Here is a 23132-nt window from a genome sequence, read left to right on the forward strand (position 1 = left end):
AGAAGTTACTTAATATAAGACTTATAAAAATACAGTTTTTACTATATATTTACCAAAAATGATTTAAAAAAGTCCCTAAATATAGTATGATAATAGTAGGGAAAACAAGGGGAATTGACATGAACAAAAACAATAACACATTAAATATAAATAAAATCAACATTTGAAGCAACTTTTTTTGTTGCTTTTTTTAATGCAAGAAATAAAAATTGAGAAAGCGTGAGTATGATGAACAATAAAACAAATAAATTTAACTGGAAAGTACTTCTTGCCATATTGGCAATTATTATATTTAATATTTTATTTTTAATGCTTTTAGGCAAAGTAAGAAGAGACAGTTATAAAATAACTATTATTACAGTAGATGTTTTATTAACTCTTTTAGCTTTACTTATGACAAGAGGTTTATTGAAAAATAAAAAAACAAAAGAACTGAATCAAACAAAAAACAATGAGTTTATTCAGAAAGTTAAGTTACCAGAAGTCTCAGAACTTATTGTCTATGAAGAACAACAAGAAACTAAAGAAGAGTACAAAGCATATGTAGAAGACTTAGAAGTAACTAATTTAGAAATTCAAAAACCTAAACGTATAATTCAGACTAAACCAATCTATAATAAAAAAATTAATATGCTAGAATACGTTGAAGAACTAGAACAGTATTTTTTAGATCACGGGCTTCAAGTAAGTAAAAAATTAGTAAGAGAAGTACTCGCAGCTTTAACTGTTACAAAATCACTCATTTTTAAAAATGAAAATAACCAAGTTGCTAAATACTTTATTGAAGTTCTGTCCAATTTTATTGGGGCAAATGCTGATTTTATAACTCATAAAGATATTATTACTGATCTTAACTACATTATGAATTCAGAAACAGCTTTCAGACTTTTAACATCAGCTCAACAAAGCGAAGAAAAATTACACATCCTTACAATTAGTAATATCAATGAAAAAGATGATTTATCATACATGAAAGAATTATCACAATACATTTTAGATGCAAATGTTGATGAGTTAGTCTCAAAAGAATTGAACAATAAATATAGTCAGTTTCCTAAAAATATTTGGTTCTTATTTACAACTAACAGTAAAATCAATACTAGAAATTACCCACTATTAGGTAAATCAATCACAATCAGCTTAGACATATCACTTACAACACCAAAAGAAGAAGTCATAGAAAATAGTATGAAACTATCATATACCATGCTTCTATCATCAATAGATAAGAATATCAGTAAATATTTATTAGAAGAATTCTACTGGAAACATTTTGATAAATTAGAAGGCGTACTAAAAGAAAATACTGATATTAGAATCAATAACTATACCCTAAACCTTATTGAAAGATATACAGCTTATTATCAAATCTATGGCGGAGAGTTATTAGAGGCAGTAGATACTGCTATTGTTACAATTATATTACCAATGATAACCCAAGATGATTTTATTAAATTTTCTTCTAATAAACTAAAGTTATCAGGTACATTTGAAGATATATTTGGGCTAAAAAAAATCAATCAAACAGTTGCAATACTAGATAAAATCGAACGACAAAATTAAAAAGAAATGGGAGATAAATAGACGATGTATATATTAAATAAAATATTTTCACTACCATTTTTGATTGATTTTAATGAAATTTTAGAATCAACTTGGAAAGTAATGACAAGCAAAATAGCAGTTTTAATTTATATAGCAGTTATTTTAATTTTTATTATTTTCAGCATTATTCTAGTTATATTAAATGAAACAAAGAAGGAAAACCTTAAAAAAGATATCACCGAAAAACAAGTGATGCTAAATTCTTCTAATAAAGAAGAAGTGCATACTAATAAATCTTCTCTTGAAACCTCAAGTGATAATAGATTTTCAATGTTATGCAAAATAGATGAAGAAATAGAAAATAGTGGCCCAATGAGTTTTGAAGATGAAACAACATTAAGCCAAATCTGTGAAGAATTTCGATTATATTCAGCTGATAAACTTAAACTCTATTATGATATAGAAGATATTAGAAGATTCATTGCAGGACTTTCTGTGACAAGAATTATTATCCTACAAGGGATGTCTGGAACAGGTAAAACATCATTGGCCTATGCATTTGGTAAGTATCTTAAAAATGATACGACAGTTGTACCAATTCAACCTATGTGGAAAGAAAGAACTGACTTAATAGGATATTACAATGAATTTACAAGAAAGTTTAATGAAACAACTCTTCTTCAAAAAATCTATGAAGCAAACTACCTAGACAAAATCTATATTACCGTATTAGATGAAATGAATATCGCGCGAATTGAATATTACTTCGCCGAATTCTTATCTTTATTAGAACTACCAGATTATAATAAAAGATATTTAGATGTCGTTTCAGATGAGTGGAACACTGATCCTAAACTACTTCAAAAAGGAAGAATTATCTTACCTAAAAATATGTGGTTTATAGGAACAGCTAATAACGATGACTCAACTTTTGCCATATCAGATAAAGTTTATGATAGAGCGATGGTATTAAACTTAGATAAAAAGGCAACCCCATTTAGAGTAAAAGAATCAAATCAGAGAATGTTATCTGAAACTAAATTTGAAGAACTGATTAAAAAAGCTCAAAAAGTCTATAAGATAACAGAAAGAAACTTAAGAAGAATTAAAACGATTGATAAATACTTAACAGATAAATATCAAATTACCTTTGGTAACCGTATTATGCAACAAATAAAAAATTACGTACCTGTAATGATTGCGTGTGGTGGAAGTGAACTAGGGGCAATCGATGATATCTTATCAAAAAAAGTTTTACGTAAACTAGAAACTAAAAATATGGTCTATGTAAAAAGTACTATTCCAGATTTAATATCATTTATAGAAGAATTATTTGGTGAAGAAGAAATGTTATTATGTAAAGAATATATTAAACAAATAGAAATTAACGCTTAAACTTATACTGAAAGGGGGAATCAATATGAAGAATATGAGTCTATACTATAAAGCATTTAAAGAACTCAAAAAAGTGACTGAAACACATAATGATGCTAAAAGAGCACGTAAAAAATTAGTTGAAACACATAATGAACTAGACTCACTTATTGTTCTAAAGTATGACTGCATGATTGATTCAGACTGGATTACTGAAATTGAAAACACATTAGAATTTATTGAAAAAGCTATTCGAGAAGATAGACAGTTCATTACATCAGAAGGTAATGTGTTGCCAATTGAAAAAGTAAAGAAGACATCAAAAGAAACTATTAAGCATTTATCGCAACATAGTGATTTAATTACCCATGTCCCAGAAAAAGAAAGTGATCCTTTAATTCCTGATAAGTTATATGTGGTAGAAAAATTAAGCGATTACCTAGTTTATGAAAATAGATTTATTTTTATGTTACTGTCATATTTAAGAGACTTTATTGAATTAAGAATTACTAAAGTTAAAGAAAAAGTAACTACCTATCATATGGAAGTTAAAATGAATAAACAAATCAATGATAACTATCGAAAAATGATTTATAAATTAGATTACGAAGATACTTTTAAAAATGATCCATATTTAACAGATAATTATTATAAAATACCCAATGTTAAACGTATGGAAAATGCTTATGCCCAAGTAATCTCAATGTTATCAACAGAACTTATGAAACAGGTTGCTAAAGCACCTATCATTAAACCACCTGTGGTTAAAACAAATGTGTTAAGAATGAACCAAAACTTTAAAAAATCGCTTGCATTATATGACTATATTACCTCTTATACAAAAGATGGATATACATTAACAGAACATAAGAATGAATTTAATCCTTTTGATTTGAAAATGGCAGACAATATCGTTGAAACAATTGAATTATCTACCTTAATTAGTTATAGTTTTGGACAAAATCTTTTGGAACAATTAGAACAGGAATATCAGATTGAACTAGAAAAATTACAACAAGAAGAAATCAAAAAATTCACACTAGAAGTAAGTAAACTAAAAAACAAAGTAGAAAATGGTAAACTTGATCCTTTAGAGTACATTGTAAAACTAGAAAAGTTAGTAGAACTTAAAGATAAACAAATAGAAACCTTAAGTGCTGAAATAAAAGATAGTTTAAAACATCTAGATACAATCGAACAACTCAATGATAAAGTTGAAATAAATGAAAAACAAATAGCTGCTCTAGAAAAAGTTATTGAAGAAAAAACAGATCAGTTAGTTCTTAATAGCCTAGAACATGAAACAACAATCAAGAATCTTAAAGAAGAACATCTAAATAACTTAAATACTCTAAAAAATGATTATTTAGAAGAACTTGAAAAGACTAAGATTGAACAAGATGAAACAATCAAACAAATAAAAGAAGAATTCACAGAAAAAGAAAATCATTATGAAGAAAAAGTGAAAACTTTAAATGAAACAAACGAGCAAAAAAATCAAGAAATATCTAAATATAAAGATGATCTTGAAACAATTATCCATGAAAAAAGAGAACTTAATGCAAGATATTATGGATTAAGAGAAAAAAATGGATTGAATATCAATGAAGATTTTACCTCTAAAAAGGACTTTAAAGAACTAGAATTAGAAATGGATGCTTATAAGAAATTCTTCAAAGAACAATGGAAAAAAACAAAAATACGCATCAAAAAAGAAGTGAAAGAAGAATTAAATACTAAGGGACAAAAAAGAAAAAATACCAAAGAGAATGAAAAAGAAGAAAATATCAATTTTGACGAATAATATTTTTTAAAGGAGCTATAGTATGAATAAAAAATATAAACATATACTTACATTTTCATTAATTATGATTGTCATCATGAGTGTCTTGCTCATTGTTTCAATCTATAATCAAAAACAATTTATTGATGAAAATGAAACAGCTTCTAATGCGAAAATTATTTATATTTTAGTAACAGCATTTCTTTTAGCTTCTTCCATTTTTTCTATTTTAATTATTCTCATTAAAAATCATAAAAAAACAACTAAAAAAGCTATGAGAATGAGTCATAAAACTAAAAAAGTGGGCCCGATTAAAAATGAATTGATTGCTAAATATCAAAAAGAAGATAAAAATATAGTCAAAGAAGATACTAATAAATCTTCTCTTGAAACCTCAAGTGATAATAGATTTTCAATGTTATGCAAAATAGATGAAGAAATAGAAAATAGTGGCCCAATGAGTTTTGAAGATGAAACAACATTAAGCCAAATCTGTGAAGAATTTCGATTATATTCAGCTGATAAACTTAAACTCTATTATGATATAGAAGATATTAGAAGATTCATTGCAGGACTTTCTGTGACAAGAATTATTATCCTACAAGGGATGTCTGGAACAGGTAAAACATCATTGGCCTATGCATTTGGTAAGTATCTTAAAAATGATACGACAGTTGTACCAATTCAACCTATGTGGAAAGAAAGAACTGACTTAATAGGATATTACAATGAATTTACAAGAAAGTTTAATGAAACAACTCTTCTTCAAAAAATCTATGAAGCAAACTACCTAGACAAAATCTATATTACCGTATTAGATGAAATGAATATCGCGCGAATTGAATATTACTTCGCCGAATTCTTATCTTTATTAGAACTACCAGATTATAATAAAAGATATTTAGATGTCGTTTCAGATGAGTGGAACACTGATCCTAAACTACTTCAAAAAGGAAGAATTATCTTACCTAAAAATATGTGGTTTATAGGAACAGCTAATAACGATGACTCAACTTTTGCCATATCAGATAAAGTTTATGATAGAGCGATGGTATTAAACTTAGATAAAAAGGCAACCCCATTTAGAGTAAAAGAATCAAATCAGAGAATGTTATCTGAAACTAAATTTGAAGAACTGATTAAAAAAGCTCAAAAAGTCTATAAGATAACAGAAAGAAACTTAAGAAGAATTAAAACGATTGATAAATACTTAACAGATAAATATCAAATTACCTTTGGTAACCGTATTATGCAACAAATAAAAAATTACGTACCTGTAATGATTGCGTGTGGTGGAAGTGAACTAGGGGCAATCGATGATATCTTATCAAAAAAAGTTTTACGTAAACTAGAAACTAAAAATATGGTCTATGTAAAAAGTACTATTCCAGATTTAATATCATTTATAGAAGAATTATTTGGTGAAGAAGAAATGTTATTATGTAAAGAATATATTAAACAAATAGAAATTAACGCTTAAACTTATACTGAAAGGAGTTTATCATATGCATAGAAAAAAATTAATCTTTAGTGGTATTATACTCATTACTACCTTAATGGGAGTCTTAATGTATGTTTTATTTACTACATTTGGCATTATTAATGGCGAATCTACTAAAAAACAATTAACAATTAAAACTGAATCTGCTCAAAAAATATATGATGGAACCCCTTTAACTAGTGAGTTATTTACATTGTTTGAAGGCGAATTGGGAAAAGAAGAAAGAATTGAACCTAAAGAGTATACAAAAATAACAAATGTTGGTAAAGCTGATAATATCATTCAATTTGTTATCTTGAATAAAAATAATTCGGATGTCACTAAAAAATATGAGATAAATTATTTATTCGGAAAATTAGAAGTTATCCCTAAAACTATCTATATTGAAACAAAAGAAGAAAGTAAGATATATGATGGAGAAGAACTTACTTCAGATGAATATATTTTAGATGAAAAAGCATTAATTAAAGGTGATGCAGTTAAAGTTATCGGGACAACAAAAATAACTGATGTAGGAACTAAACTTAATGAAATTGTCACAACAATTTTAAATCATCAAAATATAGATGTTACTAAAAACTACGATATAAAGTATAAAAATAATAATCTAACAATAAAGAAGATACCTATAACAATCGCATCAAGGGGTAAATCTAAAGTTTATGACGGAGAAGAACTTACTGGAAGTGATGACGATATTATTCCAATTCAAGGACTTTTAGAAGGACATCAAGTAGAAAATCAATTTACAGGTACTATAACAGAACCTGGTAGTGCAGAAAATCAATTTGTTACAACTATAAAAGATAACAATGGTAAAGATGTGACTGCGCAATATGATATTAAATATGGATTTGGAAATTTAACAGTACTTACAAGTATTTATTCAGATGGAAAAATAGAAAATAAAAATGTAGAAGAATATGAAAATACAATTGTTGCAAGCATCGAGACAGACCATAATGGATCAACTTATTTAAGATATAAATCATTTGGAGATTTTTTTGAAGGCAGTTGGCAAGACAATAATATTCAAACAGACAGTATAAGCCCACTTTTATTTACAAGTTTATCAATTGAAAAAAATTCAAAGGCAATCAAAAGACAAACAATGAACCTTGTTTATGAAAAAGATCAAGTGCCATTTTTAGCACCATACTATATTAGCTCACAAATTAAAGATGAGCTTAATATAACGAATGACAGTTATATCAAAAATACTAAGTTGGACTCTTATAAATTTGTATTTACAGCTTATAATACACTAGTTAATGGTGCTTCTAATATTATTGAAGAATATAGTGCTGAAGAAGCCCAATATTATGAAAATATTAAAGCATATTATTTAAGTATTCCTGAAGAAATTAAACCAATATTAGACAAACTTATACAAAATATAAAAATAACTCCAACTGAACTAGGTGATAAAAAAGAACTTGTATCAGTTGTGAAAAAAGTGTCTAAATACTTCAAAGAAAATTTTAATCAGTCAAATAAGTCTGATTATGCAAAAAGTACTTTGAAAGAAGTATTTGAAACTAATGAAGGCAGTGCAGATCAGCTTGCTACATTAGCAACTTTACTGTTAAGAAGACTAGATATACCTGCTAGATACACAACAGGTTATTACACAGATATACGAAATAACCTAGGTAGTTTACATGAAGAAAATGCTCATTCATGGGTTGAATTTTATATTCAAAATATGGGTTGGATTCCATTAGAAGTGACACCAGGAATAGCAGATAAAATTGAAATTACTGTTACTCCAAATAAAGTTACAAAACAATGGGATGGTAATGATTTAGAGTTTGATCCTAAAAATATTAGAGTTACTAACTTTCAAGAGTATAAAAATCTTGGATATACCTATGAAGCAATAATTAATAAAATGAAGAAACCAGAAACTGGTAAATATAAATATTCTGTGAATGATTTTAAAATTTATGATGAAAATAATAATGATGTAACAGAGTTATTTGAAATTATTTATAAAGAAGCCGATCTACAAATATATAAAGAAAAACTAATAATTGAAACAGAAAGTATATATTCTGACTATGATGGTAGTACAGAATGGAGAAATGATGAGCGAGGACAAATTAAAGTAATTGGTGAAGAACTTCTTACTGACTATGATGTAAAAGTTAGCTTTTCTAGTTTAAGTAAAACTGTGTTTCAAAAAAATAACAGCGCTATTCTTAAGATTTATGATAAAAATAATAATGATGTAACTGACCACTATTTGATCACTGAAAATTTTGGTAAAGCAGTTATGCGTCGAAAACCTATTACAGTTAGATCTAAGTCTAAAACTGTTAAACATGAGCCTGAAACAGGACAAATTTTAGAATATAAAGAATTAGAAGAAATAATAGGACTTGTAGAAGGTGATGAAATAAAAGAAGTAATCTTTACTGGTCAACAAGTAGACTTAGGAAGTAGTCCAAATACATTTAGTATAGTTATTTATAGAGGAAACTTAGATGTTACTCAATATTATGAAATAATGTATATACCTGGAGAATTAGAAATAAGATAGGAAGGAGAAACAGTCAGAGACTGTAAATAAATTATGTTATACGATAAATATGAAACACGAGTTAGAAAAAATATCTTAATTCAAAAAATAATTATTAAACATAAAATACCTATTTTAATTACATTAGCTGTTCTGATAATCCTTTTTGTAATTTATTCGTTCACAAAAGGAAATATTTCTAATGTGAAATATGAAGCAAGTATTCAATATGGAGAAAATTTTGAGATAAATTCCCAAGCACTGATGTCAAATGTTAGTTATGAATATAAAAAAATAGGTGATGATACATGGACAACGCAAGTACCTAAAATAGCTGGCGAATATGAAGTAAAAATAACTAGTAAAAAAGTCTTTGGTATTAAAAATTCCAAAACATACGCATTCACAATTATCCCTAGAGAACTAGATATAGAAATAAAAGAAGATACAATTCTTTTTGGAACTAAATTATCAACTAGGCAAGCACTCATCAATGGCGATCGTATTGCAAGTATTAAGTATACTTATGGAGATATTACACAAAAAGAAACAAGTGTAATCGGAAAAGAAGCTGTTATTATCGATAATAACGGTGATGATATAACAAGTTCATATCAAATAAACTATATTGAAAAAAATATAAAATTTACTACATCTACTTTAGGGTTGAAACTGAAAGATAAAAAAATAATTTATGACGGAAAAGAACTTACATCAAAAGAATATGATTTAATAGGAAATCTTTCTGATGAATTTACTATTAAGTATGAAACGATGGGATCACAAACTAATGTAGGAACTAGCGAAAATAAAATTAGTTCATTTAGTATCTATTATGGTGATATTGATGTTACACATCAAATTAATCCTAATCATACTGCAGGGAAACTTGAAGTTACAAAAAGAGATATAACAGTTAAACCAAAGGATGTTACTAAGGAGTATGATGGACTTTCTCTTACAAGCAACGATGCTGAAACTACTAATTTAGTAAAAGAGCATAAGGCTTCTATAACTACTAATGGATCAATTACAGATGCTAACTATAGCCAAAATACAATAAAATCATTAGAAATTACTGATAAGAATGGTAATGATGTAACAACCAACTACAATATTAAAACGCTACCAGGAACCCTAACTATTAAAAAAAGAAATATTGAAATTAAAACAAGCGATTTAAATGATATAGAATACGATAGAAACTATTATTCTAATAATCAGTATGAAATTGTTGGTAGTTTGGCACCTAATCAAAAAGAAAATATAAATTTTATTGTATCTGTTACTAATGCAGGTACTCACAATAATGTTATGAGTTTTAAAATCAAAGATATAAATCAAAACGATGTAACATCAAACTATGATATCAGTTATATATATGGGAAAATAACAATTAGTCCTAGAAAATTAGTTATAAAAACTAATGACTATATTTCTACATATAATGGGGGCTCACACTATGATAAAGAAATAAATATTGTTGAAGGAACACTTGCTTATCAACAAAATATAAGACTTAATAGTTTTACTAGCATTATAAATGTAGGAACAAAAATAAATAAGTTTACTGTGGATGTTATTGATGAAAATTTAAATATAAATACGAAGAACTATGACATAAAATTCATTGAAGGAACAATTACAGTTAACCCTCTTGAAATTACTGTAACTTCAGAAAATTTAGAAGGAATTTATGATAGTTATGTACATTCTAATTTAAAGTATAAAATTGATAATGAAATTGTAAAAGGTCATATGGCTGAAATAGTGGACTTTACTACAATTAAAAATGTGGGACAAACTTTAAATAAAATTGAAATTAGGATTTATAATCAAAATGAAGATGTGACGCCAAACTATAAGATAAACTACAATTTTGGTACACTAAAAATTAATAAAAGAGATATTACAATTAAACCCAAAGATATAAAACGCACCTATGATGGCACAATATTGACATCTAAGACAGTAGAATATATCAAGGGCTATCTTGGTTATAATGATTTAATAAGTATTGACACAAAAGGAAGCATCATTGATGTTGGTAAGATTGATAACGAAATAAGAGCTATCTCTATTATAGATACTACTAATGGTACAGAAGTAAACAATAATTATAATATTTTAAATGAACTAGGAACTTTAACAATTACCCAACAACCTATAACAGTTAAACCACTTGATATAAGCAAAGTTTATGACGGAAAAGAGCTTACAAGTGCTCTTCCTGAAGTAGTTGGAACTGGTCTTGCTGAAGGTGATTTTATTGAAATTATAACAAATGGACAAATTACTGATGCTGGTACTAGTAATAATGAAATAATCGGGACACCCAAAATTATTTCAAGAAGTAGAAACTTAGATGTTTCTAATAATTATGAAATTACAAATCAAATAGGTGAACTAAGAATTACACAAAAATCAATTACAATCAAACCAAAAGATGAAACAAAAATTTACGATGGTAAGGAATTAATAAGCATTGTAGCACTTGATTTTAATAAAGATCTCATAGATACTGAAAATATTTTTATTAAAACAGATGGTAAGCCTATAAATGTTTTGGATAACAAGATAAATACAATTACAAGTGTTAAAATTGAAAAGGCTGATGGAACTGATTCAACAGGTAATTATAATATTACAAAACAAACAGGACTCTTAACGATTAGCCCAAGACCAATAACAATTACTACAGGTAGTGCGACTAAAGAATATGATGGTACTCCATTATCAATAGATTATAATTATCTTTCAAGTGGAGCAATTATAGAATCAGAAGAATTAGAGGTAATTATAAATGTAACTATTACAGATGCTATTAGTGTAAGTAATTCTATAAATAGTATTTCAATAACTAAGCTTGACGGTACTTCTTCAAGAGATAACTATAAGATTACAGAACAACTTGGAACTTTAACAATTACTCCAAGAGCTATTACAATCAAACCAAAAGATGAAACAAAAGTATATGACGGTAAGGAATTAATAAGCAATACACCAGAATATGATAATGATAGACTTGTATCTGGAGAGACGATTATCCTTACAACAAAAGGTAAGCCTGTAAATGTTGTAGAAAATCATGAAAATGAAATTGATAAAATAGCTATTCTAAACTCAAATGGTACGTCTTCAATAAACAATTATACAATTACCAAACAAAAAGGGTTCTTAACAATTACTCCAAGACCAATTACTATCAGACCAAAAGAAGAAACAAAAGTATATGATGGTAAGGAATTAGTAAGCAATACGCCAGAATATGATAATGATAGACTTATATTTGGAGAACATCTTATTATCACAACAGATAATAAACTCATCGATGTTGGTTCGATTACTGAAAATAATATTGTGACTGCTAACATTTATAAGTCTAGTGGCGAGGATTCAACAAACAACTATAATATTACAAGAAAAACAGGCTCCTTAACAATTACTCCAAGAGATATTACAATCAAACCAAAAGATGAAATAAAAATTTATGATGGGCAACCATTTGTAAGTAACAAGGCTGTAGATGTTAATGGTGAACTTGTATTTGGAGAAACAATTATTCTTAAAACAAAAGGTAAACCTGTAGATGTTGTAGAAAATTACGAAAATGAAATTGATGAAGTAACTATTACAAAATCAGATGGCACTCAATCAACAAACAATTATACAATTACCAAACAAATAGGGTCCTTAACAATCACTAAAAGACCAATCACAATCAAACCAAAAGATGAATCAAAAGCATATGATGGTAAGGAATTAGTAAGTAATGATCCTGTAGATGTTAATAGTGAACTTGTATTTGGAGAACGCATTGTTATTACAACAGATAAGAAAATCATCGATGTTGGTTCAACTAACCAAAATAATATTGTAACCACTGATATTTATAAAGCAAATGAGGGTACTTCAACGAATAACTATCATATTACAATTTTGCCTGGAACACTAACTATCACAAAAAAACAAGTCACAATTATAACTTTGGGATTAGAACTAGCATATGATGGTAATATACATTCTAATAAAGAATATACTACTGAAGGATTAATACATGAACATGAAACAAGTTTAGATCCAGATAAATCTATCCCAACGATTAAAAATGTAGGTCGATTTGATAATGATCTGACGGTTATTATTAAAGATTCTAAAGAAAATGATGTCTCTGACAATTATGATATCATTTATGTATACGGAAAATTGGTTATTACCAGACGTGAAATAACAGTTATAACTGGTTCTAAAACTGCGATCTATGACGGAACTGAACATTATAATGAGAAAATAGAAATTGATAAAGGGAGCCTAGTTTCTGGACAAAAGTATAATGTTACAAGCTATACTAAACAAATTAATGCAACGGATTCAACTGGCATTTCTAATAAGGTAACAGTTGAAATTATTGGACAAAATGAGACTGATGATTACACTAATAACTATATGATTAACTTTATAGAAGGCAGAATCATTGTTAATAAGAAACCCATAACTGTAAAAACAAGCAGCCATTCAATCGAATTTGATGGGAAATATCACAGAGGAGACTATGAAATTGTGGGAGAGTTGTCTTCTGAATATGAAAGTCAGATCAATAGCTATGTTAGTGGTTATGGTGTTGATAAGCATGTAAACAAAATAAAAATTTGGATTTACAAAGATCGTTTAGATGTTACTGATAACTTTGATATTACATACTTATATGGAATAATTGAAATTACAAAACGCCAAATAACAATAATAAGTGGTTCTAAAATAAAAGAATATGATGGAACTGAAATTAATTCATTTGATACAAAAACGACTTCTGAAAACTTAGTAGTTAATCATAGAATAGAAATAACTAAGTCTACAAGAATTACTAATGTTGGAGAAACTACTAATACAATTGAAATTAGTATCATTGATGATTCATTAAGTGAACTAACCGGGAAGACAGGAAATGTGACATATTGTTATGATATTTCATATGAAAATATTGGCAAATTAGAAATAACAAAGAGAAGTATTAATATTAAACCAGAAGATAGCTATAAAGAATATGATGGTCAACCGTTAATAGCTTCCAAGGCTCAAGTTATTAGTGATAAGCTATTAGCTCTTGGTGATGAAATTACTGCTATTATTACAAGTGGATCACAAACTGATATAGGAAAAAGTACTACTAAGATAATAAGTTATACAATAAAAAATAAAAATGGAAATGATGTAACTAAAAACTATAATGTAGAGGCTAATACAGAAGGAACATTAACAGTTAATAAACGAGAAATAGCAATCAAGATAAAAGATGAACAAAAAGTTTATGATGGTAAATCTTTAGTATTTAAAGAGACACAGGACTTAAATAAAAAACTACTTGAAGGTCATAAAATAGTACATCAGTTTGATACTAGTGATATTATTAAAAACGCTGGAACATTAAGCAGTGATAAAGGAACTTTTGAAATCTATGATGGTAATAAAAAGGTATCATATCTATACAATATAAGTATTATAGAAGGTCAGTTACAAATTGACCCACTAAAAATCAATGTTCAAGCTGCTTCAAAAACAACTGTTTATAATGGAACAAATTATATATATGAAACAACTAGTTACTACATTAACCCTGAATCATTTATTGATAACCACAGTCATAAATTGAAATTTGGGGCAGTTTTAGAAGGAACTGGAATAAAACAACTAGAATTTGTTAAAGAAGGCTCTAAAATTGTCAACAGTCTCAATGAAGATATGTCTATGAACTATACTTTTAACATTAAAGGTGAACTAAAAATAACAAAAGCTACCTTAATAATAACTGCTGCATCTGAAGAAAAGGAGTATGATGAAAAAGAATTAACAAATAATTCGTACACCACTTCTGGCCTTTTAGGAGGTCATGAAGTAACAGTTGAAATAATAGGTAATATTACAGATGTTGGAAGAGAAGTTAATAAAGTAGGTACCGTAGTAGTTAAAGATGGCAATTTAGATGTAACAGCATATTACGAGATTACAAGAATTGATGGTATGCTAAGAATTACTGATTCAATAGAATAGGGAGGCTTTTAAAAATGAATAAAAGCATGTTTCAATTAATAAAATATGGAATGAAAGAAACAAGAAAAGCATTTAAAACTAATAGGGCATCATTTTATAGTTATCTTACATATGTACTATCGATGATTATAAGTATGGCTAGCGTATTTTTATATCCACTATTTGCCTTATCAGAAGTAAAAATAGTAAAAATGATGGAAGAAGATAATCAATTTTCAGTTGAATCTTCTTTCTCAAATACAGATAAACCTAATAAGTATTGGACTGCCTTAGGTTATTTTGCTGTAAAATTACTAAGATCAATAGTAACAACTGGTATCTTCGTTGGCCTAATTTTCTTATTTAAAGAACTTGGTTTTCAAATAGATATATTACTAGAATTTGAAAAAGAATATGTTACTTTTATCTTTACTTTAATAACAGCTATTGTAGGGCTTATTGTCTTAGTAAGACAAAATTTGCTCATGGCACCCATTTTTTATATTATCGCAACAGAAAATACAAGTATGTCACAAGCGTATTCTAAAGGGATAGAAGTAATGAAAAAAAGAGGTAAAACTAAACTTTTACTCATTCAAATCATTAGTTTAATTAGAGCAGCATTCTATATAGGATTTTTTGTAGGATTTCTAATGATTGGAAAAGAATACCTAGAAACTGAATTGCTTGTCTCATTAACAGTGATTTTTATCCTGATGCTAATCTTTATCTTACCTAAAATTTGGTTAGCCTATAAAGTTTCTAGTATCACTCATTTTAAACAACTAGTAGATGATTATAATAATGAAAATATTGAGATTACAGAAGAAACATATATTGAAAGACAAGTGAAAGAATCAAGAGAAAAATTAGACATATTGTTTAGAGCTGATGAACCTGATTCTAACTTATAGGTGAAATGATGGAACTAAATATAATTGCCTACATAAGTCTAGGTATTGGGATTCTTTCAATGATCTTTGCAATTATACTAAGAATCTTATATAAAAAGAAATATGAATTAAAAAGAAATATGAATGACTTTTTTGAAGACTATAAACTATCTGAAAGTTATATAGGTGATGTGAAGTATAATTTATTTAAACCACAATCACTATCTATGGAACTTATGAGCCATTATGCTATTGCATACGAAGAGACACAAACATATTTAATTTGTAAGTTTTCTAAAGAAATCCCCAATGTTACATTAAAAGTTTATGCCTACACTACATATAAACAACTCATCGATATCATATTTGTAGAACAAACAGGAAAGTTTGATCACACATCAAAAATAACCTTGCCACAAGAAACTGCCTATGTTAACATTGAAGTTTTAGAAACTAACGAAAATAAGGTTCCTGATATAATTGAGCATAAGTACTTCATTAATAAAGTGATTGCTAAATTAGCAACCGTTTCTTTATTTCATTTATTAATTGGGATATCGTACCTTACGATGTATTTGATAGATGATGATATGATAGATAGTTTTCTTACAACTGAAAATAATTCTATCTTACTTTCAGTGCTGATAGTTGTTTGTCTTATTAACTATCTACTTGTTAATAAAACATTAAAAAAAAGAGCTAAAGTAGGTATGAAAAAATGAATAATCTTAATTTGATATCTAAAAAAACATATGTTATTAAAGAAGAATCTAACCTTGAATTACTAGAACATATTATTTGTATGGATCAAGATAAATTACAATATACCTTTTTAAAACTTAAAAATAATATTAATAAAAAAATATCTCATCTTAAATTAGAAATAACCTTCTATGATGCTCCAAATAACCCTGTTCAAAAGGCTTTATACACATTTAATGATATTAGCCATATTAAGAATTACATACTCTTAAATGAGGGAATAGGAGTTCATAGAAAGTATGAAACGATATCTATTCAAGTGATGTCCTATGATAGTGAAGTATTTGAAACTCAAAATGAAATAGATCTAACAAAAGAATCTTTACATCAAGTAAGTATGTTTCATAAAAATAAGAATATTAGTTTTTACATTACATTAATGTTCTTTATACTATTTTTAGCAGGAATTATTATTAGTTATTTTCTTTTTATTGCATAAAGAATAAAAACCTCAACAAGAATCCTTATATGGAAAACTGTTGAGGTTTTTTTATAGAAATGAGCATATAAAAAAGGGACTGTAACGAAATAAAAGTAACAGTCTATAAAACAAAAAAGCCGCTCTAGAATCCTAGGGCGGTTTTTTGGTATAATTATAGTATGCAAACACAACAAAATATACAACATAATTTTAACCCAAAACAGTTAAAATTACCACTACAATTAGACATAAAAATTCCTTTTGATAGTGAAGTTCGTACATTTGATGAAGTATTTAGAAAATTGGAGATAAAAAAATACTTAAATAGCTCAAAAGACCCAAGAGGTCGTATGGGTTATAATCCGGTTCAAATGTTAAAACTGATCATGTTTTGTCAAATGGAAAAGATTCAATCTTTAAGAGATATGGCAAAAGCTGCTAAAAATGATATTAGAATCATGTGGCTTACAGATGAATTAATGCCAAGTCATCAAACAATAAAAACCTTTATGGATAAATACTTAGTTAAAGGAATAGATGAAATCTTTTATGAACTAAGTAAGTACTTAATAAAAAAAGAATCTATTGATACAGATAAATTATATATAGATGGTACTAAAATAGAATCGGTGGCTAATAAATATAGTTTTACATGGCGTGGTTCTATTGAAAAGTTTAGAGATAAGTTATATAAAAAAATAACCAAACAGATAGAATCCTTAAATAAAAGATATGAAGACTCAGATATCTTCTTTTCCATACATGAAACATATAACACTGATAATTTAAATAGCATCAAAGACTTTCTACTTAATGAGATAGATAGGGAATTAATAGAGTTTAAATATGGTAAAGGAAAAAGAAAAACTACTTTACAAAGAGATTATGAACATATCTTAGAATATTTAGCTAAACTTGTAGAGTATGAAAGACATTTAAAGATTATGGGTAATGATAGAAACTCATATGCTAAAACAGATATAGACGCGACTTTTATGCATATGAAAGAAGATCATATGCGTAATAGTCAATTAAAACCAGGGTATAATATACAAATTGGTGTATCAAATGAATATATCCTACATCTAGATATCTATAAAGAACGTAGTGATTATAAAACTTTGATTCCTTTTTTAGAAGGATTTAAGAAAAGTTATGACTTCTATCCAAAATATCCAGTAGCGGATGCTGGATATGGTGGATTAACGAATTATCGTTATTTAAAACTAAACGATATGGAGCTTTATCAAAAATATGCAATGTATGCTAAAGATACGCATGACAAAAAAAGAATGAAAGATCCATATTTTCCATTTAACCTTACTAAATCAGGTAATGATTATTTAACACCTAATGGAGATACTTTAAAGTATCTGTATAGAAATAATCGAGGTAATGATGTATATGAATTACCAAATGGTAAGCGTAAAGAGATTAATGATGAAAATCTTACATACCAAAAAGAGGTTATTAAAAATCTTACATCACCATTAGGAATTGAATTAAGAGTTCAAAGGTCAATTCAAGTTGAGGGTGCCTTTGGAGTGATTAAAGAAGCATTTAAAGTAAGAAGATTTAGACGAAGATTAACTCATAATGTTAAAATGGAGTTTTATTTAACAGCGATTGGGTATAATTTGAGAAAATATCATAATAAAAAGTATAGAATAACATAATAGATATCTACAATAAACTTAAGATTTTAATAGAATCTTCTTTTTTGACGCCTAAAAGTAGATGTTTTTTGATTTTATCCACATAGTTCACGGTAGATATAAGAAAAAAAGAACTGTTAAGTTCTTGAAGTAGTGAATTACTTCATTTCTTTACAGCTCCTTTAATTAAAATTATAAATTAGTTTTTTTCTTCTTACTTACTTTATTAAAGATTTTAGTAATCTCAACAACAATTAATGGAGTAACTGATAATGCAACAATTAAACCCCATTCAAGTAATGTAGGAACTTGAATTCCAAAAATATTTCTTGTAAATGGAATAGCAACCGTAACAAGTTGTAAGACTAAACTAATAAAGAATGCCATAATTAAGAATTTATTCATCTTTAATTTAAATGGTGAATGAGTTTCACTTCTAGCATTAAATGCATGAATTAATTGAGAAATAGCTAACACCATGAAAGTCAATGTTTGAGCATAAGTTTGAGCTTGTTCAGAAGCAGCTAAATGCCCTTGTGATGCAGCGATTGCTTCATCAAAGTGAAGTGTATAACCGATATAGTAAGCAGCGAATGTTAATAAGCCGATCATTAGACCTTGCCAAGCAATCTTAAATCCAAGACCATCGCTGAAAATTGACTTCTTAGAGTCTCTAGGAGCATAGTCCATAATATCTGGTTCTTTTGGTTCTAAACCTAATCCAATAGCCATTAATGAGTCTGTAACTAAGTTTACCCATAAAATTTGAGCAGCAGTAAGAGTTGTTACTGTTTCACCAAATAAAAGGATACCTAATGTTGTACCAAGGAAAATTGTTACAATTTCACCAATATTACAACTTAATAAGAAATGAATAGACTTTTTAATATTTGAGAAGATTGCACGACCTTCAGAAACTGCATTAACGATTGTAGCAAAGTTATCGTCTGTTAAGACCATATCAGCAGCACCTTTAGCAACTTCTGTACCAGTGATACCCATAGCAATACCAATATCTGCTTGCTTGATAGAAGGAGCATCATTTACACCATCACCAGTCATCGCAACAACTAAACCAGTTGCTCGCCATGCTTTAACAATTCTAACTTTATTTTCTGGACTTACACGAGCATATACTCTAATATGAGCTAAGCGTTGAGCAAATTCATCATCTGATAATAAATCAAGTTCATGACCAGTGATAGCAATATCATCTTTACCTAAAATACCTAATTCAGTAGCAATCGCAACTGCAGTGTTTTTATGGTCACCAGTAATCATAATAGTAGTGATACCAGCTTTTTTACATTGAACGATTGCGTCTTTAGCTTCTGGTCTTGCAGGGTCAATCATTCCAACTAAACCTAATAAAGTCACATCAGTTTCTAAATCAGCATATGATAATTTTGAAACATCTTTAACATTATCTACTTTTTTATAAGCAATTGCTAAAACTCTTAAAGCTTTATCAGCCATGTTATTATTAGCAGTTTCAAATTCTTTTATTGTATGAGCATCGTTTGGAATTAATGAGCCGTTGTCATCAATAAATTTTGTACGTTTGAATAAAACATCAGGAGCACCTTTAATTACTGCGTAGATACCGTCTTTAAATTTATGAACAGTAGTCATTAACTTACGTTCTGAATCAAATGGTAATTCATGAATTCTATCATAAGAAGCATTGATTGTAATAGGATTTTCTTTTAAAGTAATTGCTAAGTCAACAAATGCGATTTCAGTTGGATCTCCAATTTTAACAAAACTATCATTTTCTTCTCTAATTTTAGTATCGTTACATAAAACACCGTATGAAACTAAGCGTTCAATTTGTGGGGTCATTTTCAAGTTAGAAACTTTTTGAGTATTTTTATTTAAGTATAACTCTTGAACAGTCATTACGTTTTGAGTTAAAGTACCAGTCTTGTCAGAACAAATAATAGTAGTTGAACCAAGTGTTTCAACTGCAGGCAATGTTCTCATAATAGCACGTTGTTTAACAAGGTTTTGCATACCAAGTGCTAATACAATAGTAATAATTGCAGGAAGGCCTTCTGGAATAGCAGCAACTGCAAGCGCAACTGATGTTAATAAAGCATCTTTCCAAACTTCAAATGTAACAGGAGCATTACTAAATGCGTAAGCTTCAATAATAGTAATAGCAAAAATTACAGCAGTGATAGCTAATGCGATGATTGCTAAAAATTTACCTAATTGAGCAATGTTTTTTTGTAATGGAGTCGTATCAGACTCTGTTTCATTAAGCATTGCAGCGATTTTACCAATTTCTGTATCCATACCAACAGAAGTAACAACTGCTAGTCCTCTACCATAAGTAACAACAGTTCCCATAAAACCTAAGTTAACTCTATCACCTAAAGGGATATTTAAATCTTCTAAAGGTAAAGCACTTTTTTCAACTGGAACAGCTTCCCCAGTTAAAGCACTCTCATCAGCTTTTAAGTTAACTGATTGAATAATTCTAACATCAGCAGGCATATAGTCACCAGCTTCTAAAACAACAATATCACCAATAACTAAATCAGCAACATCAATAATTAAGTCTTTACCACCTCTAATTACTTTTGCATGAGGTGAAGACATAGCTTTAATAGATTCTAGTGCTTTTTCAGCTTTTGATTCTTGCATAATACCTAATAAAGCATTAATCAAGACGATTGCGATAATTAATCCACCTTCAAACATTTCTTCAGGCTTCTTTTCTAAAATAGCCATTAAGAATGAAAGAAGTGATGCACCAATCAATATAAGAACCATGAAGTCCTTTAATTGATCAATGAAACGTAAGAATAATGAACGTTTCTTTGCTTCAGCAAGCTTGTTCTTGCCGTATTTTTCAGTTCTAATAAGAACTTCTTGTTCAGATAAGCCTAATTTTTCGTTTGTATCGAAACTCTTTAGTAACTCATCTTTTGTTTGCTGGTAAACTTGTTTTTCCATTATTTTCCTCCTATATAATTAAAAAAGACCAACAAGACCTTTTAAGGTCTAGAAGGTCTCGTTACAAGTTAATGACTTGAAATTAACCGGGCTTAACGCCGTATTGACGATTAATTTAATTGGGAAACTACTCCCCTTCACTGATATAATCATATCATAAAGAAAAAATAACTTCAAGAAAAAAATATGTAAAAATGTTAATATAGTGGGATTCATTGACAAAACTGCTAACTTATAGTATGATATTCCTATCATATTTTATAGAAGTCGGAGGAAAAAATTCATAAATATGGACGAGAGCAGTAATGGGCAAAGGTATCAAATAGTCAACTGGGGGACAAAATTATGCAAATAGTATTAATTATTGTCTTTATAGGGTTAAATGCGATATTCGCTGCCAGTGAAATAGCTTTAGTTTCAGTAAACGAAAATAAAGTTAATGCGGATGCTGAAAATGGAAATAAGAAAGCAATTAAAGTACAATACTTTATGCATAAATCTACAAATTTCTTATCAGCAATTCAAATTGGTATTACATTATTAGGTTTCTTAAATGGTGCGCTTGCCGCAGATGCCTTTTCAGAAGCACTTGTAAACAGTATAACAAATGCAACATCAAGCATTCCTGTGAACATACTAAGACCAGTAATCACCTTTCTAGTAATGTTAGTTTTAACGTATTTCCAAGTAGTTTTTGGAGAAATCGTTCCTAAACGTTTAGCAATGAGAGCACCTGAAAAGGTATCATATGCTACAGTTTCAATAGTTAAAGTGATCGCCACGATCATGAGACCGTTTGTTTGGGTATTAACAGCTTCAGCTAATTTAGTTTTAAGAATTTTTGGGGTTAAACCTGGAGATGATGAAAATCAAATTACAGAAGAAGAAATTCGTTTAATGTTATCTTCTAGTGAGAAAAAGGGAGTTATCGATGAAAACGAAAATGAAATGATTCAAAATATATTTGAGTTTGATAACACAACTGTTTCTGAAATTATGACACACAGAACAGAAGTATCAGCTGTAAATATTAAAATAACAAAAGAGGAATTAATCCAATTCATTAACAGTGAAAGATATACAAGATTTCCTGTATATGATGAAAGTATTGATAATATTGTAGGAATTATTCACGTTAAAGATGTCTTTAGATATTTTTCAAAAAAACAAGAGACATTTGAAATTCAAAATGTCATTAGAGAAGCTTATTATGTTCCAGATTCTAAGAATGTTAGTGAATTATTTAAAGAGATGAAAGCACAAAAGATTCATATTGCAGTTGTCATAGATGAATACGGCGGAACAGCTGGTATCGTTACAATCGAAGATTTAATTGAAGAAATCTTAGGTGATATTGATGATGAATATGATGATGAAGAAATTGAAATTGAACATGTTTCTAATGATGAATATCTCATTGATGGATTAACTGATTTAGACGATGTTGAAGATGAAATACACGCTAACTTGCCAGTTGAAGATTATGATACTTTAAGTGGATTTATGTTAGGACAACTAGGAAGATTTCCAGAAGATGATGAAAAAATTGTTGTCGAATATAATGGCTATCAATTTGAAGGTATTACTTATGAAGATAGAGTAGTTGTAAGTGTTAAGGTGACTAAATTAGAACCTAAAGAAGAAATAACAGAAACTGAAATAAAAGAAGAAAATGGCAACCAATAAGGT

General features: G+C 28.2%; 12 protein-coding genes. 11 read left to right on the forward strand and 1 reads right to left on the reverse strand.

Annotation, left to right across the window (positions count from 1 at the left end; all coding sequences use genetic code 11):
- The first annotated feature begins 228 nt into the window (after window positions 1-228).
- The 10 genes from BN854_RS04210 (at window position 229) to BN854_RS04255 (ending at window position 18503) form a co-directional block, all read left to right on the forward strand.
- Complete coding sequence (locus BN854_RS04210; protein ID WP_045959771.1) at window positions 229-1563, forward strand: hypothetical protein; 1335 nt, start codon at window positions 229-231, stop codon at window positions 1561-1563.
- 24 nt (window positions 1564-1587) lie between these two features.
- Window positions 1588-2940, forward strand: a complete 1353-nt coding sequence (locus BN854_RS04215) for an AAA family ATPase (RefSeq protein WP_026659472.1) — start codon at window positions 1588-1590, stop codon at window positions 2938-2940.
- Between the two features lie 25 nt (window positions 2941-2965).
- Window positions 2966-4723 carry a coiled-coil domain-containing protein gene (locus BN854_RS04220; RefSeq protein ID WP_026659480.1) on the forward strand — a complete coding sequence of 586 codons (1758 nt, stop codon included), beginning with the start codon at window positions 2966-2968 and terminating at the stop codon, window positions 4721-4723.
- 22 nt (window positions 4724-4745) lie between these two features.
- Window positions 4746-6182: an AAA family ATPase gene (locus BN854_RS04225; RefSeq protein WP_026659486.1), complete on the forward strand. Its 1437-nt coding sequence runs from the start codon at window positions 4746-4748 to the stop codon at window positions 6180-6182.
- A 25-nt stretch (window positions 6183-6207) separates the two neighbouring features.
- The gene (locus tag BN854_RS04230; RefSeq protein WP_026659495.1) at window positions 6208-8745 is read left to right on the forward strand and encodes a transglutaminase-like domain-containing protein; all 2538 of its coding nucleotides are present in this window, start codon (window positions 6208-6210) and stop codon (window positions 8743-8745) included.
- A gap of 33 nt (window positions 8746-8778) precedes the next feature.
- Window positions 8779-14772: a hypothetical protein gene (locus BN854_RS04235; RefSeq protein ID WP_026659498.1), complete on the forward strand. Its 5994-nt coding sequence runs from the start codon at window positions 8779-8781 to the stop codon at window positions 14770-14772.
- A 14-nt stretch (window positions 14773-14786) separates the two neighbouring features.
- Window positions 14787-15665: a hypothetical protein gene (locus BN854_RS04240; protein WP_026659504.1), complete on the forward strand. Its 879-nt coding sequence runs from the start codon at window positions 14787-14789 to the stop codon at window positions 15663-15665.
- Between the two features lie 8 nt (window positions 15666-15673).
- The gene (locus tag BN854_RS04245; RefSeq protein WP_026659510.1) at window positions 15674-16366 is read left to right on the forward strand and encodes a hypothetical protein; all 693 of its coding nucleotides are present in this window, start codon (window positions 15674-15676) and stop codon (window positions 16364-16366) included.
- Window positions 16363-16845: a hypothetical protein gene (locus BN854_RS04250; protein ID WP_026659515.1), complete on the forward strand. Its 483-nt coding sequence runs from the start codon at window positions 16363-16365 to the stop codon at window positions 16843-16845. The genes BN854_RS04245 and BN854_RS04250 overlap by 4 nt, the downstream gene beginning before the upstream one ends.
- A 161-nt stretch (window positions 16846-17006) precedes the next feature.
- Window positions 17007-18503, forward strand: coding sequence for a transposase (locus BN854_RS04255; protein ID WP_026659521.1), 1497 nt, complete (start codon window positions 17007-17009; stop codon window positions 18501-18503).
- A gap of 171 nt (window positions 18504-18674) precedes the next feature.
- Here the strand turns inward: BN854_RS04255 and BN854_RS04260 are convergent, their stop codons facing one another.
- On the reverse strand, window positions 18675-21443 hold the full coding sequence (locus tag BN854_RS04260; RefSeq protein WP_026659528.1) for a cation-translocating P-type ATPase: 2769 nt from the start codon (window positions 21441-21443) through the stop codon (window positions 18675-18677).
- Between the two features lie 345 nt (window positions 21444-21788).
- Here BN854_RS04260 and BN854_RS04265 point away from each other — a divergent pair, with 345 nt between their 5' ends.
- Window positions 21789-23129, forward strand: a complete 1341-nt coding sequence (locus BN854_RS04265; RefSeq protein WP_026659536.1) for a hemolysin family protein — start codon at window positions 21789-21791, stop codon at window positions 23127-23129.
- Window positions 23130-23132 lie beyond the last annotated feature (3 nt).

The sequence above is a fragment of the Alteracholeplasma palmae J233 genome, from assembly GCF_000968055.1.
Lineage (GTDB): Bacteria > Bacillota_I > Bacilli_A > Acholeplasmatales > Acholeplasmataceae > Alteracholeplasma > Alteracholeplasma palmae.